Consider the following 14,458-nt stretch of genomic DNA (forward strand, 5'->3'; position numbering starts at 1 on the left):
CATATTCAAATTTCCTGACAGAGGGATGTGATGGCCAGAGATCGGGCGCTCACGCTTGAGGCGCTGAGAGTGATGGATGCGATCGACCGGCGTGGCAGTTTCGCCGCGGCCGCCGACGAATTGGGCCGGGTGCCGTCGGCGCTCAGCTACACCATGCAAAAATTGGAAGAAGAATTGGACGTGGTGCTGTTCGACCGTTCGGGCCACCGCACCAAGTTCACCAACGTCGGGCGCATGTTGCTGGAGCGCGGGCGGGTGCTGCTGGAGGCGGCCGATAAGCTGACCACCGACGCCGAGGCGCTGGCGCGCGGTTGGGAAACCCACCTGACCATCGTCAGTGAAGCGCTGTCGCCGCCAAGCCTGCTGTTCCCGCTGGTGGACAAGCTGGCGCTGAAGGCCAACACCCAGGTGTCGATTTTCACCGAAGTGCTGGCGGGCGCCTGGGAGCGGCTGGAACAGGGGCGCGCCGACATTGTGATCGCGCCGGACATGCATTTTCGCGCGTCGTCGGAGATCAACACCCGCAAACTGTACAAGGTCATGAGCGTTTATGTCGCCGCGCCGGATCATCCTATCCACCAGGAGCCGGAGCCGTTGTCCGAGGTGACCCGCGTGAAATACCGCGGTATCGCGGTGGCGGATACCGCTCGCGAGCGCCCGGTGTTGACCGTACAGCTGCTGGACAAGCAACAGCGCCTGACGGTGAGCACCATTGAAGACAAACGTCTGGCGCTGCTGGCCGGGTTGGGGGTGGCGACCATGCCGTATCCGATGGTGGAGAAAGATATCGAAGCCGGCCGGCTGCGCGTGGTGGGGCCGGAATACAGCCGCGAAGCCGACATCATTATGGCCTGGCGGCGCGACAGCATGGGGGAGGCGAAGGCCTGGTTCCTGCGCGAAATCCCGCGCCTGTTCGCGCAACGTTAACGTCGGTGGGATGACATCCCCTTGCCGGGCGGCAAGGGGATTTTTTTCGCCTTAACCGAAGCGCTGGTCGCGGCCGTGCGGCTCGTCCAGATCCTGCGCCGGCCCGATGGAAATGATGCCGTGCGGGTTGATGGTGGCGTGGCTGCGGTAGTAGTGGTTGCGAATGTGCGGCAGGCTGACCGTTTCGGCGATGCCCGGCATCTGGTAGATGTCGCGCAGGAAACCGTACAGGTTCAGATAGTCGCTGATGCGGTGTTTGTCGCACTTGAAGTGGGTGACGTACACCGGATCGAAACGCACCAGCGTGGTCCACAGACGCAGGTCGGCTTCGGTCAGCCGATCGCCGGTCAGGTAGCGATGTTGCCCCAGGATCTGCTCAAGGCGCTCCAGCGCGTTGAATACCCCGTTGACCGCTTCGTCATAGGCTTCCTGGCTGGTGGCGAAACCGGCCTTGTACACGCCGTTGTTCACTTGATCGTAAATCCAGCCGTTCAGCTCATCGATCTTGCCGCGCAGATCGGTCGGGTAGTAGTCCCCAGCCCGAGCGCCGACGCCGTCAAACGCGCTGTTGAACATGCGGATGATGTCGGCGGATTCGTTGCTGACGATGGTTTGCCTCTGTTTATCCCACAGCACCGGCACGGTCACGCGCCCGCTGTAGTGCGGGTCTGCCCGCAGGTAGATCTGGTACAGGAAGTCGGCGTGATACAGCGGATCGCCGGTGGTTTCAGGAAAATCCTGGCCGAAGGTCCAGCCGTTTTCCAGCATCAGCGGGTGCACCACCGAGACCGGAATGATCTGCTCCAGCCCTTTCAATTTGCGCATCAGCAGCGTGCGGTGCGCCCAGGGGCAGGCGAGAGAAACGTACAGGTGATAACGGCCCGCTTCGGCCTGGAAGCCGCCCGCGCCGTGTTCGCCGGGCTGACCGTCGGCGGTCACCCAATTGCGAAACTGAGCGGTTGAACGTTTGAAACGGCCGCCGGTAGATTTCGTGTCATACCAGATGTCTTGCCAAACGCCATCGACGAGTTGTCCCATGGGAATCTCCTTGGTGTCCGAGTGAAAAACGACAGGGCCCGGCATGCCGGGCCCTGAATGACAGTTTAGATTACCATTTCTTGTTCAGAAGACGGTCGATGCTGAAGCCGCCCGGGCCTGCGACCGCCAACACGATGAAGCCGCCGGCGATGGTCAGGTTTTTCATGAACATCAGCTGGTTTACGCCTTCCGCAAAATCAGTGTGGAACAGCAGCGCGGTCAGGATGGTGAAACCGGCAGTGAACAGCGCCACGGTGCGGGTCAGGAAGCCGAACAGGATCGCCAGACCGCCGCCAAACTCCAGCAGAATGGTCAGCGGCAGCAAGAAGCCAGGCACGCCCATCGATTGCATGTACTGTTGAGTTCCGGCGTAAGCGTCACCCATTTTGCCGTAGCCTGCCACGATAAACAGGATTGGCATCAGGATACGAGCAACCAGCAAACCTGCATCTTCTAATTTTTTCATCATCTACTCCAAAGTGTTTTTGTGTGCCTGTTCGGCGGTAGTCATATCAACGGGCGGCGTAGCGGGTCTCTGACCCTGTCCGCTCCGTATCGTATTGATGGAGTGAATGTTAAGCGGGAAGTGCTCAGGTTGTTAGCAAGTAAAACTGTCGTAATTTTTCAAAAAATCTGAATCTTTAGCGTGCTAATAAAATACCGCCGATCAGCAGGTTGCCCGGCCCCGGGGTTAGACGCGTTGTATCAAGGGAGAAAATGCGGGCAGAGCAACAGGAGGTTTGAAGGAAAGGTTAAGTGACTTACTTGGAGGAAAACGTCTTTTTAAACAGTCGAATAGCGCTCCAGGCGCCGAAAGCACGACGCGACCAGCGGATCATCTTGCTGGGGTGGCGGATGCCGTACAGCGCCATGACGCTGGAACCGAGTACCAGATAGCGGCGCAGGCCAAACACTGTCTGCCAGCCGCGGTCAATGCGTTCGGTCTTTTCCAGCCACAAAGACTTGTGTTCGGCCAGATCCAGACGCTGTTGCTGGATCTGGCGAATCAGCCTCTCTTTTTTCCATTCCAGGTAGCGGCGGCGGCTCATGGTTCGCGCTCCAGTTCGGCGCGGTCGAGTTCCAACTGCTTGCGCGTGGCGCCCAGCAGCGTGGTGCGACGAGCCTTGACCAGCGTCCAGATGGTGCCGACCACGGCCAGGAACAGCAGCACGCCGGTTGTTGCGCCCAGCGCCACCAGCCGGTAGACCGGATCGATGGCCCAGAAGATCAGGATCAGCAGGCTCATCAAACCGAAGGCGGTGAACAGCAGCGTCATGCCGGCCATGATCAGCAGCTGAATGAGGTTGGCTTTCTCCTCTTCCAGCTCGACTACCGCCAGCCGGACACGGGTTTCCACCATGCCGACCAGGATCGTGATGATGCGCTGACCGATATCCAGGACCCCTTTGGCGGGGCCCTGCGCGCGAACTTGCGGTTGTTCAGCCATGATTAACGACGCGCGAGCAGCACGCCCAACACCACGCCGACCGCCGCGCCGATACCGATGCCGGTCCACGGGTTGTCGCGCACATAGTCGTCGGCCTGGCCGGCGATCTGTTTGGTTTGCGAAGCCAGCTTGTCACCGGCGTCGCTCAGGCGAGCGCGGGTCTCTTTCAGCGCGCCTTCCGCTTTCGAACGCAGCTTCTCCAACTCGGCTTTCGGCTTGTCGGTGGAGGAGTTCAGCACTTCCTCCAGCGTATCGGCTAAGGACTTCAGTTCAGCGCGTAAGTTTTCTGCATTTGAATCATGTGCCATGTGATTATTCCTTAACGTTTATTTCGACAGACTTTTAACATAGCGGATTTTTTCGCCGGAGCAAAGGGGTGATGGTCAGAAGATAACACCAGACATCAATTCCATATGCTTAAGAAATCCCGTACGATGGGGCTCTCATCGACAAATCCGCTGGTATAAAAATTATTCCGCTTGGGCGCGTTTCAGCTCAGCCTGCGCTTCCGTCAGCTTTTGCTGTTTCTTGGCGACCTTGTCCAGCTTGCCGGTTTGCTGCGCTTCTTTCAGCTCCTGCCGGCGCTCGTCGACCTTGCGCTGTTTCTCTGCGATGTTTTTCTGGCGTTCGGCCTGCAGGCCGGCTTCGGTGCAGTGGGTCTGCACTTCGCTCAGCGCTTTTTTCAGCCCTTCCACGCGGCGGGTGTTGCCGTGTTGGGTGGCGTAGTCAATTTGCTGCTGGATGTCTTGCGCTTTGGCGGCGCAGCCGCCCTCAGCGGCCGAAGCGAGCGCCGGCAGCGTGCAGAGTGGCAACAGCAGTAACAGTGAGTGGCGTAATTTCATCTTTCAGTTCCTTGTCATGAGATGCCTGAACAGGCATCCGCTTTCCTGGCTGCCGAAGGCGGCAGCACGAGAGGAGGGCGTTCATCGCCGGCTGAAGTTACCCTTCAGCATAGTCATGAAACCGGCGAGCCCCCAAAGAATCAGCCGTGACCCAGTGCTGACTGATTAATTCTTGAGCTAATCGATGCGAATGAAAATGAAGATAATGGCAATGAAAGGAAACCCCTTCATATGAAGGGGGATTATCCCAGATTGAGTGGGGAACGCGCAAATTCGCGCACCCAATGCGACGGCACGGGGGACTCGCTCAATGCGATGTGGTAACCGGGCGGCAGAATGGTTTGCAACGCTTCGCGCGCCAGCAATTGCTGCTCTGGCGAATCCAGACGGATGACCAGGCCATCGCCTTCCGGCGTAATGCTTTTGATGCGGATGCCGCGTTCATCCAGGCGCTGGTAGACATAAAAGCCGTCGGGCAGCGACAGCCCTTGCTGGCTGGCGCGGATGCGCAGCTCGCTCTCGGTGCGCACCATACAGGGCACCAACAGCGTCGCCAACGCCAGCAGGGCGAGCGCGATCATCAGGACGTATTGCCAGCGCGGGCGCTTTGCTGTCACGCCCCTTTCCCCGGGTTCTGGCTGTTGGCGCGCTTCTTGCGCCACAACACGATCAACGAGCCGACCAGCCCGACCACCAGCAATACCAGCGGTAACATCATCAGGCAGAACATCAGCTGATCTTCATACTTGCGGAACACCGGAGTTTTCCCCAGGGCGAAGCCCAGCGTCGTCAAGATCAAGACCCACAGCAGGCCGCTCATCCAGTTGAAGAACTGGAAGCGCGCGTTGCTCAGGCCGGACAGGCCGGCGATGGTTGGCAGCAGGGTGCGCACGAAGGCCAGGAAGCGGCCGACCAGCAGGGCGGAAAGGCCGTGGCGGTGGAACAGGTTGTGAGCGCGTTGATGGTAGTGAGCCGGCAGATGCGAAAGCCAGCCTTGCACCGTTCGCGTATTGCCGAGCCACCGGCCTTGTATATAACTGACCCAGCACCCCAGGCTGGCGGCGACGGTCAGGATAACGATGGTCAATGGGAAGCCCATGGTGCCTTTGGCGATCAGCACGCCGACCAGGATCAGCAGGCTGTCACCCGGCAGGAAAGCGGCCGGCAGCAGGCCGTTCTCCAAAAACAGGATCATGAACAGCAGGATGTAGAGGGTCCACACCAACGAAGGGTTCGCCAGCGTCTCAAAATCCTGCTGCCATAAGGCATGTATCAGTTCTTTAATGATGTCCATCCGGTGTTCCTAAAACGTCATTGTTTATTTTTATCTCAGCGGCGGAGCGGGCGTGAGCTGAAAGCGCGCGGCGATCCTGAGTGCTGATAACGATGAAACGGCGTTGCTTTAAGGTTTCTAAGCGGTGCGACACCGGTCATAGGTGGTAAGTCAGCGTGCCACGGTACTGCATGTTGCTTTCTTTCCAACCGGCCTGGCGACTCTGTTGCCTGGAAGCGTCCAGCATCCAGTCGACCTGGGCAAGCCGGTTGGGGGCCGGGGTGTCCTGGCGGGGGAAGCGAATTCGGTAACCCGGCTCTGCGGCCAGGGTATAGACCGGCGCCGGCAGGGAGGATGCGAGCAGCGAACCGGAGAAAGAGTGCGCTCTGGGCAGCAGCAGCGGCAACTTGCCGGGGGCTTTGCGGCGCGCTTCGGCCGGCGCCCGATACACATGATCATAGGGGGAAAGCGCCGGCTCCGCCAGCAGCGGCAGGCTGCTCAGCGCGCTGGGGGTTGGCTTGGGTGACGCCACGCATAGCTGTTGGCCGGAGACCGAACCGGTCCAGCAGAAAACAGCAATCAGCATGGCAAACAACCAGCGCATTTATTCGCGTCCCGCCCCCGCAGCAATGGGTAAAAAAGTGGGCTAACTCTACCAAAATAGCACGATTGGCAACAGGGAAATCTACGTTGCCGACGGTGAAATAGTACACGGCAAACGGCGGTTCCGGCATCGATTCAGCGGATTTTACATTACCTGACATAAGCCGACGGTTTTTGACCGCCGTGGCTATTTCGGCTCGTGGTTCACGCCATCCAGATGCACCACCGGATTCTCGGCGAACAGGTAGCGATCGGCGTTGTATTCGAAGTCATCGCTGGTGGCGTTGAACAGCATCTGTTTGGTGTTTTCCAGGTGCTGCCACATCGCCAGTTTGGCGGCGTAAGGGTCTTTGCGCATCAGCGCTTTGAGGATCTGATCGTGATCGTCGCACCAGCTGGCGATCGAGCGTTCGTCGATATGTTCATGCAGTTTTTTCCAGTAAGGGTTGTTGACCCGCTGCACCCACATTTTTTCCACGATGGTGGCCATGGCGGTGTTCTGGGTGGCCAGCGCCACCTGCACGTGGAACTTCAGATCCCACTGCGAGTCGCGGAAGCGATCCTCTTTACGGGCGTGCTCCTGGATCTCCATCAACTGCACGATATCTTGTTTGGTCACCTGGGTGGCGGCGAATTCGGCGATGTTGCTTTCTATCAGCTGGCGCGCCTGCAGCAGCTCAAACGGGCCGGCGGTGGCGAACTCGATGCTGTCGCCCGGCACCACCAGGTGCTTTTGCTGGTTGGACACCACGTGGATCCCGGATCCTTTGCGCACGTCCACATAGCCTTCCACCTCCAGCATGATGATCGCTTCGCGCACCACGGTGCGGCTGACATTCATCTCTTCGGCGATGTATCGCTCGGCCGGCAGCTTGTCGCCTACCGGGTAGCGGCCGCTTTCGATGCGTTGCTTGAGCTCGGCGGCCAGTTGCTGATACAGGCGTCTGGTTTCGGTGAATTCCATAGTGAATGCTCTATACGGTGCGGTGGGAAGGGGCGCGTGGCCATCGGATTTGTTATACCACTTATTCGGCACCGCTGCCAGAGGAGCAAGAGGCCCGGCGCGCAGCGGCCGGGCGGCGGGATCAGCTGCGCGCCGGGGCAGGCTGCAGCGTGGCCGGCTGCGTTTCGGCGGCCGGGCGGTTTTGCAACACCGTCCAGATGACGATGGCGCCGAGAATGTCGAAGACCGACAGCGCGGCGAACAGCGGGCTGAAGCCGAGGGTGTCCGCCAGGGCGCCGACCACCAGGGCGAACAGTGTGCTGGCTGTCCAGGCCGCCATGCCGGTCAACCCGTTGGCGGTCGCCACCTCATTGCGGCCGAATACGTCGGAAGAGAGGGTAATCAACGCGCCGGACAGCGCCTGATGGGCGAAGCCGCCGACGCACAGCAGCGCGATAGCCGCGTAAGGGCTGGTGAACAGGCCGATCATGCCGGGGCCGATCATCAACACCGCTCCCATCGTCACCACCAGCTTGCGTGAAACGATCAGATTAACCTTGAAATACTTCTGGAACAGCGGCGGCAGGTAGCCGCCGACGATGCAGCCGAGATCGGCGAACAGCATCGGCATCCAGGCGAACATGGCAATCTCTTTCAGATTAAAACCGTAGGCCTTGAACATGAACAGCGGGATCCAGGCGTTGAAGGTGCCCCAGGCCGGTTCCGCCAGAAAGCGCGGCAGCGCGATGCCCCAGAACTGGCGGTTGCGCACGATCTGCCAGGCGGACATCTTTTTGGCGTTAGAGGTCTGGTGCTGCGCTTCCTGGCCTTCGAGGATGTAACGGCGCTCTTCCTGGCTCAGTTTCTTCTGATCTTTCGGGTGTTTGTAGAACAGCAGCCAACAAATGGCCCAGATCAGGCTCAGCACGCCGGTGATGATGAACGCCATTTCCCAGCTGTGCGCCACGATGGCCCATACCACCAGCGGTGGGGCGATCATGCCGCCGATCGATGAACCCACGTTGAAATAACCGACGGCGATCGAACGCTCTTTGGCCGGAAACCACTCGCTGCTGGCCTTCAGCCCGGCGGGGATCATCGCCGCCTCGGCCATGCCGACCGCGCCGCGCGCCAGCGCCAGGCCGCCCCAGCTGTTGGCCAGCGCGGTGCCCATGCAGAACAGCGCCCACAGAATGGCGAACATGGCGTAACCGACCTTGGTGCCCAGCACGTCCAGCACGTAGCCCGCCACCGGTTGCATCACGGTGTAGCAGGCGGAATAGGCGGCGACGATATAGGAATACTGTTGGGTGGTGATGTGCAGCGTATCTTCCAGCGTCGGCGCCGCGACGGCGATGGCGTTGCGGGTCAGGTAGCCCAGCACGGTGCCGATGGTCACCAGTCCGATCATGTACCAGCGTAACCCTTTAATTTTACGCATCCGAAATGTCTCCCCGTTTGAAGGTGTGGCCGTCGATGCGGCTGGCGAGACAATAACCTGTCATACAGGTTTAAAAGTTGAGTGATATCACAAAAGGAATTATTCGCCTGAGCGATACTGTGGCCGGTGAAATAGGGCATTTTTGCCGGTAAATTGAGCGAAAAAGGGCGTGGAGAGAGGATGAACGGCAGACATCGGGAAAAATCTGCTGGACGCTAGTTAAAATTGGTGTGATAACTTTTGTGATTCGAACCCCGTGCCGCACGGCAAGTAAGGAGCCCGAGATGGCGACGTTTTTGAGCGAAGATTTCCTGCTGGACAGCGAATTTGCCCGGCGCTTGTATCACGATTATGCGGCGCCGCAGCCGATTTTCGATTATCACTGCCATTTGCCGCCGCAGCAGATCGCGGAGAATACCCGCTTCAGCAACCTGTACGATATCTGGCTGCGGGGCGATCACTACAAATGGCGGGCGATGCGCACTAACGGCGTGGCGGAGCGGTTATGCACCGGCGATGCGGGCGATCGCGAGAAATTCGACGCCTGGGCCGCCACGGTGCCGCACACCATCGGCAACCCGCTCTATCACTGGACGCATCTGGAGCTGCGTCGGCCGTTCGGCATCACCGGCACGCTGCTGTCGCCGGCCACGGCGGATGAGATCTGGCAGCGCGGTAATGCGCTATTGGCGCAGGATGCGTTTCGCGCGCGCGGCATCATGCGGCAGATGAACGTGAAAATGGTCGGCACCACCGACGATCCGATCGACGATCTGCGCCACCATCGGGCGATCGCCGACGATCGTGGCTTCGATATCAAGGTATTGCCGAGCTGGCGGCCGGACAAGGCTTTCACCATCGATGCGCCCGGCTTCAACGACTATCTGCGGCAGTTGGAGGCGGCGGCGGACACCGCCATCGGCCGCTTCAGCACGCTGTGCGACGCGCTGTACAAGCGCATGGATCACTTCGCCGCCCACGGTTGCAAGGTGGCCGATCATGCGCTGGACGTGGTGGTGTTCGGCGAGGCCGATGAAGCGACGTTGGATGCGATCCTGCTGCGCCGCCTGAACGGCGAGCTGCCGACGCCGGAACAGAGCGCCCAGTTCAAAAGCGCGGTGCTGCTGTTCCTGGCCGGCGAATACCGGCGCCGCGGCTGGGTGCAGCAGTATCACATCGGCGCGCTGCGCAATAACAACAGCCGCATGCTGGCCGCCGTCGGGCCGGATATCGGCTTCGACTCGATCAACGATCGGCCGCTGGCGGAACCGCTGTCGCGGCTGCTGGATGCCCAGGCGCGGCAGGGGGGCCTGCCGAAAACCATTCTCTACTGCCTCAACCCGCGCGATAACGAAGTGATCGGCACCATGATCGGCAATTTCCAGGGGGAAGGCACGCCGGGCAAGATGCAGTTCGGCTCCGGCTGGTGGTTCAACGATCAGAAGGACGGCATGCAGCGCCAAATGACGCAGCTGGCGCAGCTCGGGCTGCTGAGCCGCTTCGTCGGCATGCTGACCGACAGTCGCAGCTTCCTGTCGTATACGCGCCATGAATACTTCCGCCGCATCCTTTGCCAGATGATCGGTCGTTGGGTGGCGGACGGCGAAGCGCCGGCGGATATCGCGCTGCTGGGCGAGATGGTGAAAAACATCTGCTTCGACAACGCCAAAGACTATTTCGCCATTGAACTGGCGTAGCCGTTATCCGGGACCGGTTTATGCAAAGTACGATAAAGATTCATGAGCAGGATAACGTGGCGGTGGCGCTGCGCGATCTGGCTGCCGGAGAGTGCGTTGAGCTGGAAGGCGCGGTCATCCAACTGGCGCAGCCGGTGGCGCGCGGGCACAAATTTGCGCTCGGCCCAATCGCCGAGGGCGAAGACATCATCAAATACGGCCAGCCGATCGGCCATGCGCTCGCGGCCATTGCGCCTGGGGAGCACATTCATTCGCAAAACGTCAAAACCAACCTGAGCGATCTGGACAGCTACCGTTACCAGCCGCAGTTCCCGACGTTGCCGCCGCAGGCGGCGGATCGCGAGGTGCTGCTGTACCGCCGGGCCGGCGGCGAAGTGGGGATCCGCAACGAGCTGTGGATCGTGCCGACCGTCGGCTGCGTCAACGGCATCGCCCGTCAGATCCAACAGCGCTTTTTGCAGCAAACGCAGGCGGACGGGATCGACGGCGTTCACCTGTTCAGCCATCCGTTCGGCTGCTCGCAGCTTGGGCAGGATCATGCCAATACTCGCATCATGCTGCAAAACATGGCGCGCCACCCCAACGCCGGCGCGGTGCTGGTGATCGGGCTGGGTTGCGAGAACAATCAGGTGGATGCCTTTCGCGCCACGTTGGGGATAGAGGACGAGCGGCGGCTGCGCTTTATGGTGTGCCAACAACAGGACGACGAAGTGGAAGCCGGGCTGGCGCTGTTGCACGAGCTGTACCGGGAGATGCGCCACGATCGCCGCGAGCCGGGCCGCCTGAGCGAGCTGAAGTTCGGCCTGGAGTGCGGCGGTTCGGACGGATTGTCGGGTATCACCGCCAACCCGCTGCTGGGGCGGTTCTCCGATTATGCGATCGCCAACGGCGGCACCACGGTGCTGACCGAAGTGCCGGAGATGTTCGGCGCCGAGCGCATTCTGATGAGCCGCTGTCGCGATGGGGAGACCTTCGGCAAAACCGTCGACATGATCAACGATTTCAAACGCTATTTCATTGCCCATCAGCAGCCGATTTATGAGAATCCGTCGCCGGGCAACAAGGCCGGTGGCATCACCACGCTGGAGGAGAAGTCGCTTGGCTGCACCCAAAAGGCGGGGCTAAGCCAGGTGGTGGACGTGTTGAAATACGGCGAGCGGCTGCGCGTGCCGGGGCTGAATCTGCTCAGCGCGCCGGGCAACGATGCGGTGGCGACCAGCGCGCTGGCCGGCGCCGGCTGTCATATGGTGCTGTTCAGCACCGGGCGCGGCACGCCGTACGGCGGCTTTGTGCCGACGGTGAAGCTGGCGACCAACAGCGAGCTGGCGGCGAAGAAACCGCACTGGATCGATTTCGACGCCGGCGGCCTGGTTCACGGCGTGGCGATGGAGACGTTGCTCAGCCGCTTCATCGACCTGATTGTCGAGATCGCCAACGGGCGTCCGGCGCGTAATGAAACCAACGACTTCCGCGAGCTGGCGATATTTAAAAGCGGGGTGACGCTGTAAGGCTGATAAAAAAGGCGCTCGAGGGAGCGCCTTTTTGATGAGGCAAGGCGGGGTTAACGCACCTTCAGCGGGTCTTCGTTCGCCAGCCGCTGGTCTTCCGCCTGGCAGGCCGCGGCGGTGAACAGCACGTCGGTGGAGGAGTTGAGGGCGGTTTCCGCCGAATCCTGCAGCACGCCGATGATAAAGCCGACCGCCACCACCTGCATCGCCACGTCGTTCGGAATGCCGAACATGTTGCACGCCAGCGGGATCAGCAGCAGCGAGCCGCCGGCCACGCCGGAGGCGCCGCAGGCGCAGAGGGCGGCCACCACGCTCAGCAACAGGGCGGTCGGGACGTCTACCGCGATGCCCAGCGTGTTTACCGCCGCCAGCGTCAGCACGGTGATGGTGATCGCCGCGCCGGCCATGTTGATGGTGGCGCCCAGCGGAATGGAAACCGAGTAGGTGTCCTCATTCAGGTTCAGCTTCTTGCACAGCTCCATGTTTACCGGGATGTTGGCGGCCGAGCTGCGGGTGAAGAAGGCGGTCACGCCGCTCTCGCGCAGGCAGGCGAACACCAGCGGATACGGATTGCGGCGGATCTTCCAGTAAACGATCAGCGGGTTGAGCACCAGCGCCACCAGCAGCATACAGCCGAGCAGCACCATCAGCAGCTGGGCGTAGCCCCACAGCACGCCGAAGCCGGTTTCCGCCAGCGTGGAGGCCACCAGGCCGAAGATGCCGAGCGGCGCACAGCGGATCACCGCGCGCACCACCAGCGTGACCGCATGGGACATGTCGTTGATCAGCCCCTTGGTGGTCTCGGAAGCGTGGCGCAGCGCCAGCCCCAGCCCGACGGCCCACGCCAGAATACCGATGTAGTTGGCGTTAATCAGCGCATGGAACGGGTTGGCCACCACGCTCATCAACAGGCCCTTCATCACCTCCACAATGCCGCCCGGCGGGGTAATGTCGGTCGCGCCGGTGGTCAGCGCCAGCGTGGAAGGGAAGATAAAGCTGACGACGACCGCCACCAGCGCTGCGGCGAAGGTGCCCAGCAGGTAGAGGAACAGGATCGGGCGAATGTTGGTTTTCTGCCCCTGTTTATGGTTGGCGATCGAGGCCATCACCAGAATCAGCACCAGCACCGGCGCCACCGCTTTCAGCGCGCCGACGAACAGGGAACCGAGCAGGCCGACCGCCGCCGCGGCCGCCGGCGAAACCAGCGCCACCAGAATGCCGGCCACCAGGCCGGCCATGATTTGTTTGACCAGGCTGCCCTGCGTGATCTTTTGTAGTAGTTTTTGCATAGTGCTTTCTTCCTGATGTTATCTGGCCGCCGCGGCGGGAACGACGCCGGGCAGCTTTATATGATTCTGTAACTAAGTGTGTTTGCCGAATCAGTATTCAGCAATCGAATGAGGTTGGAAAGAGGCGAGGGTGAAATTCTGAGCGCGGATCAACACTTGATAACATACTGGTTACATTTGTGTGATCGCAATAACGTTTGGCGTTTTGGGGGAATTGCCAAACAATCGCGGGGCGGCTAGCGCCCCGGATAACAGATTATGGTTATTTCTTCGCCAGGCGATCGTTGCGGCGATTGACCCAGGCGTTGATCAGCAAGGTGAGCGTCAGGATGCCCGCCACCACGCCGAGCGATATGCCGATCGGGATGTGGAAGAAGTCGATAATCAGCATCTTGATACCGATAAACACCAGGATCACCGACAGGCCGTATTTCAGCATCGAGAAACGTTCCGCCACGTTGGCCAGCAGGAAGTACATGGCGCGCAGACCCATGATGGCGAACAGGTTAGAGGTCAGGACGATGAACGGATCGGTGGTCACGGCGAAGATCGCCGGAATGCTGTCCACCGCGAAAATCACGTCGCTCAGTTCCACCAGGATCAGCACCAGCACCAGCGGGGTGGCGAACAGGATGCCGTTGCGGCGCACGAAGAAACGCTCGCCTTCCAGGCTGTCGGTCATGCGCAAGCGGCTGCGCAGCCATTTCACCAGCGGTTTGTCGCCGATCGCCGAGTCATCTTCCTTCGCCAGCGCCATTTTAATACCGGTGAACAGCAGGAAAGCGCCGAACAGATACAGCAGCCACTGGAACTGGCTGACCAGCCAGCTGCCGGCGAAGATCATGATGGTGCGCAGCACGATTGCGCCCAGCACGCCGTAGATCAGCACCCGCCGTTGCAGGTTGGCCGGCACGGCGAAGTAGCTGAACAGCATCAGCCAGACGAACACATTATCCACCGCCAGCGCTTTTTCGATCAGGTAACCGGTCAGGAAGGCCAGCGCCTGGGTATCGGCGACGGCGCGCCCGGCGGTTTCATTCAGGTAGTACCAGAAACCGAAGTTGAACAGCAGGGAGAGGCTGACCCACACCAGCGACCAACTGGCGGCCTGCTTCATAGTCATGGTGTGCGCGCCTTTACGGCCCTGCAACAGGAGATCGATTGCGAGCATCACGACTATGACGGCGGCGAAGCTGCCCCATAACCACGGTGTGCCAACGGAATTCATCATCAGAGGTATCCTTCAAAAACAAAAACGGCCAACGTCGGAAGACGCCAGCCGCTCTGTGAACGCTGCAAGCAAACCTCGCCTTCCGGCAAGGTCTCACTTACAACGTTGATGAAGGTGGTTACACCTTTGACATCAGGTTGCCCGGTAACCGGATGCTTGCGCATCGTAATGACGATTGACCGGCAATGAAGTTACTCCCCTTTGCAGAGCAGAAAGTAA

Annotated in this window: 16 protein-coding genes; 3 read left to right on the top strand and 13 right to left on the bottom strand. The window is 60.4% G+C overall.

The genetic code is table 11. The features are described from left to right. Window positions 1-30 precede the first annotated feature (30 nt). The gene (locus tag ACMGGK_RS02125) at window positions 31-927 is read left to right on the top strand and encodes a LysR family transcriptional regulator (RefSeq protein WP_004937113.1); all 897 of its coding nucleotides are present in this window, start codon (window positions 31-33) and stop codon (window positions 925-927) included. Window positions 928-978: 51 nt separating this feature from the next. On the opposite strand, the gene ACMGGK_RS02130 is transcribed toward ACMGGK_RS02125, so the two are convergent. The 11 genes from ACMGGK_RS02130 to ACMGGK_RS02180 all read right to left on the bottom strand — a co-directional run bounded on the left by ACMGGK_RS02130 (window position 979) and on the right by ACMGGK_RS02180 (window position 8,514). Beyond that, a complete protein-coding gene (locus ACMGGK_RS02130) occupies window positions 979-1,965 on the bottom strand; it encodes a glutathione S-transferase family protein (RefSeq protein WP_004937116.1) in 987 nt (328 codons plus the stop codon). 70 nt (window positions 1,966-2,035) lie between these two features. Next, window positions 2,036-2,431, bottom strand: coding sequence for a DoxX family protein (locus tag ACMGGK_RS02135; protein ID WP_016930186.1), 396 nt, complete (start codon window positions 2,429-2,431; stop codon window positions 2,036-2,038). A 295-nt stretch (window positions 2,432-2,726) separates the two neighbouring features. Next, window positions 2,727-3,014 (bottom strand): YqjK-like family protein, encoded by a 288-nt coding sequence (locus ACMGGK_RS02140; protein ID WP_016930185.1) that lies wholly within the window; start codon window positions 3,012-3,014, stop codon window positions 2,727-2,729. After that, window positions 3,011-3,412, bottom strand: a complete 402-nt coding sequence (locus ACMGGK_RS02145; protein ID WP_015379160.1) for a phage holin family protein — start codon at window positions 3,410-3,412, stop codon at window positions 3,011-3,013. The genes ACMGGK_RS02140 and ACMGGK_RS02145 overlap by 4 nt, the downstream gene beginning before the upstream one ends. 2 nt (window positions 3,413-3,414) lie before the next feature. Further along, window positions 3,415-3,720, bottom strand: coding sequence for a DUF883 family protein (locus tag ACMGGK_RS02150; RefSeq protein ID WP_004937125.1), 306 nt, complete (start codon window positions 3,718-3,720; stop codon window positions 3,415-3,417). Window positions 3,721-3,882: 162 nt separating this feature from the next. Continuing rightward, window positions 3,883-4,254: a DUF1090 domain-containing protein gene (locus ACMGGK_RS02155; RefSeq protein ID WP_048794645.1), complete on the bottom strand. Its 372-nt coding sequence runs from the start codon at window positions 4,252-4,254 to the stop codon at window positions 3,883-3,885. 242 nt (window positions 4,255-4,496) lie between these two features. Continuing rightward, window positions 4,497-4,871, bottom strand: coding sequence for an EnvZ/OmpR regulon moderator MzrA (mzrA, locus tag ACMGGK_RS02160; protein WP_004937130.1), 375 nt, complete (start codon window positions 4,869-4,871; stop codon window positions 4,497-4,499). Further along, the gene (locus ACMGGK_RS02165) at window positions 4,868-5,548 is read right to left on the bottom strand and encodes a DedA family protein (RefSeq protein ID WP_004937132.1); all 681 of its coding nucleotides are present in this window, start codon (window positions 5,546-5,548) and stop codon (window positions 4,868-4,870) included. Before ACMGGK_RS02165 ends, mzrA begins: the two co-directional genes overlap by 4 nt. A 136-nt stretch (window positions 5,549-5,684) precedes the next feature. Next, the gene (locus ACMGGK_RS02170) at window positions 5,685-6,131 is read right to left on the bottom strand and encodes a hypothetical protein (RefSeq protein ID WP_004937135.1); all 447 of its coding nucleotides are present in this window, start codon (window positions 6,129-6,131) and stop codon (window positions 5,685-5,687) included. Window positions 6,132-6,317: 186 nt separating this feature from the next. Continuing rightward, window positions 6,318-7,094 (bottom strand): transcriptional regulator ExuR, encoded by a 777-nt coding sequence (gene exuR, locus ACMGGK_RS02175; protein WP_004937137.1) that lies wholly within the window; start codon window positions 7,092-7,094, stop codon window positions 6,318-6,320. Between the two features lie 121 nt (window positions 7,095-7,215). Further along, window positions 7,216-8,514 (bottom strand): MFS transporter, encoded by a 1,299-nt coding sequence (locus tag ACMGGK_RS02180; RefSeq protein WP_015379157.1) that lies wholly within the window; start codon window positions 8,512-8,514, stop codon window positions 7,216-7,218. A gap of 284 nt (window positions 8,515-8,798) precedes the next feature. On the opposite strand from ACMGGK_RS02180, the gene uxaC reads away from it, so the two are divergent. Then, the gene (gene uxaC / locus ACMGGK_RS02185; protein ID WP_079451619.1) at window positions 8,799-10,211 is read left to right on the top strand and encodes a glucuronate isomerase; all 1,413 of its coding nucleotides are present in this window, start codon (window positions 8,799-8,801) and stop codon (window positions 10,209-10,211) included. 20 nt (window positions 10,212-10,231) lie between these two features. Further along, the gene (locus tag ACMGGK_RS02190; RefSeq protein ID WP_049299891.1) at window positions 10,232-11,719 is read left to right on the top strand and encodes a UxaA family hydrolase; all 1,488 of its coding nucleotides are present in this window, start codon (window positions 10,232-10,234) and stop codon (window positions 11,717-11,719) included. 53 nt (window positions 11,720-11,772) lie between these two features. On the opposite strand, the gene sstT is transcribed toward ACMGGK_RS02190, so the two are convergent. Both sstT and ACMGGK_RS02200 read right to left on the bottom strand, forming a co-directional pair. Further along, complete coding sequence (gene sstT, locus ACMGGK_RS02195) at window positions 11,773-13,008, bottom strand: serine/threonine transporter SstT (protein WP_049299890.1); 1,236 nt, start codon at window positions 13,006-13,008, stop codon at window positions 11,773-11,775. Between the two features lie 262 nt (window positions 13,009-13,270). Beyond that, the gene (locus ACMGGK_RS02200; protein WP_016930179.1) at window positions 13,271-14,239 is read right to left on the bottom strand and encodes a TerC family protein; all 969 of its coding nucleotides are present in this window, start codon (window positions 14,237-14,239) and stop codon (window positions 13,271-13,273) included. Between the last annotated feature and the right edge of the window lie 219 nt (window positions 14,240-14,458).

The organism is Serratia sp. BNK-33-b (assembly GCF_048684565.1).
GTDB classification, from domain to species: Bacteria; Pseudomonadota; Gammaproteobacteria; order Enterobacterales; family Enterobacteriaceae; genus Serratia; species Serratia marcescens.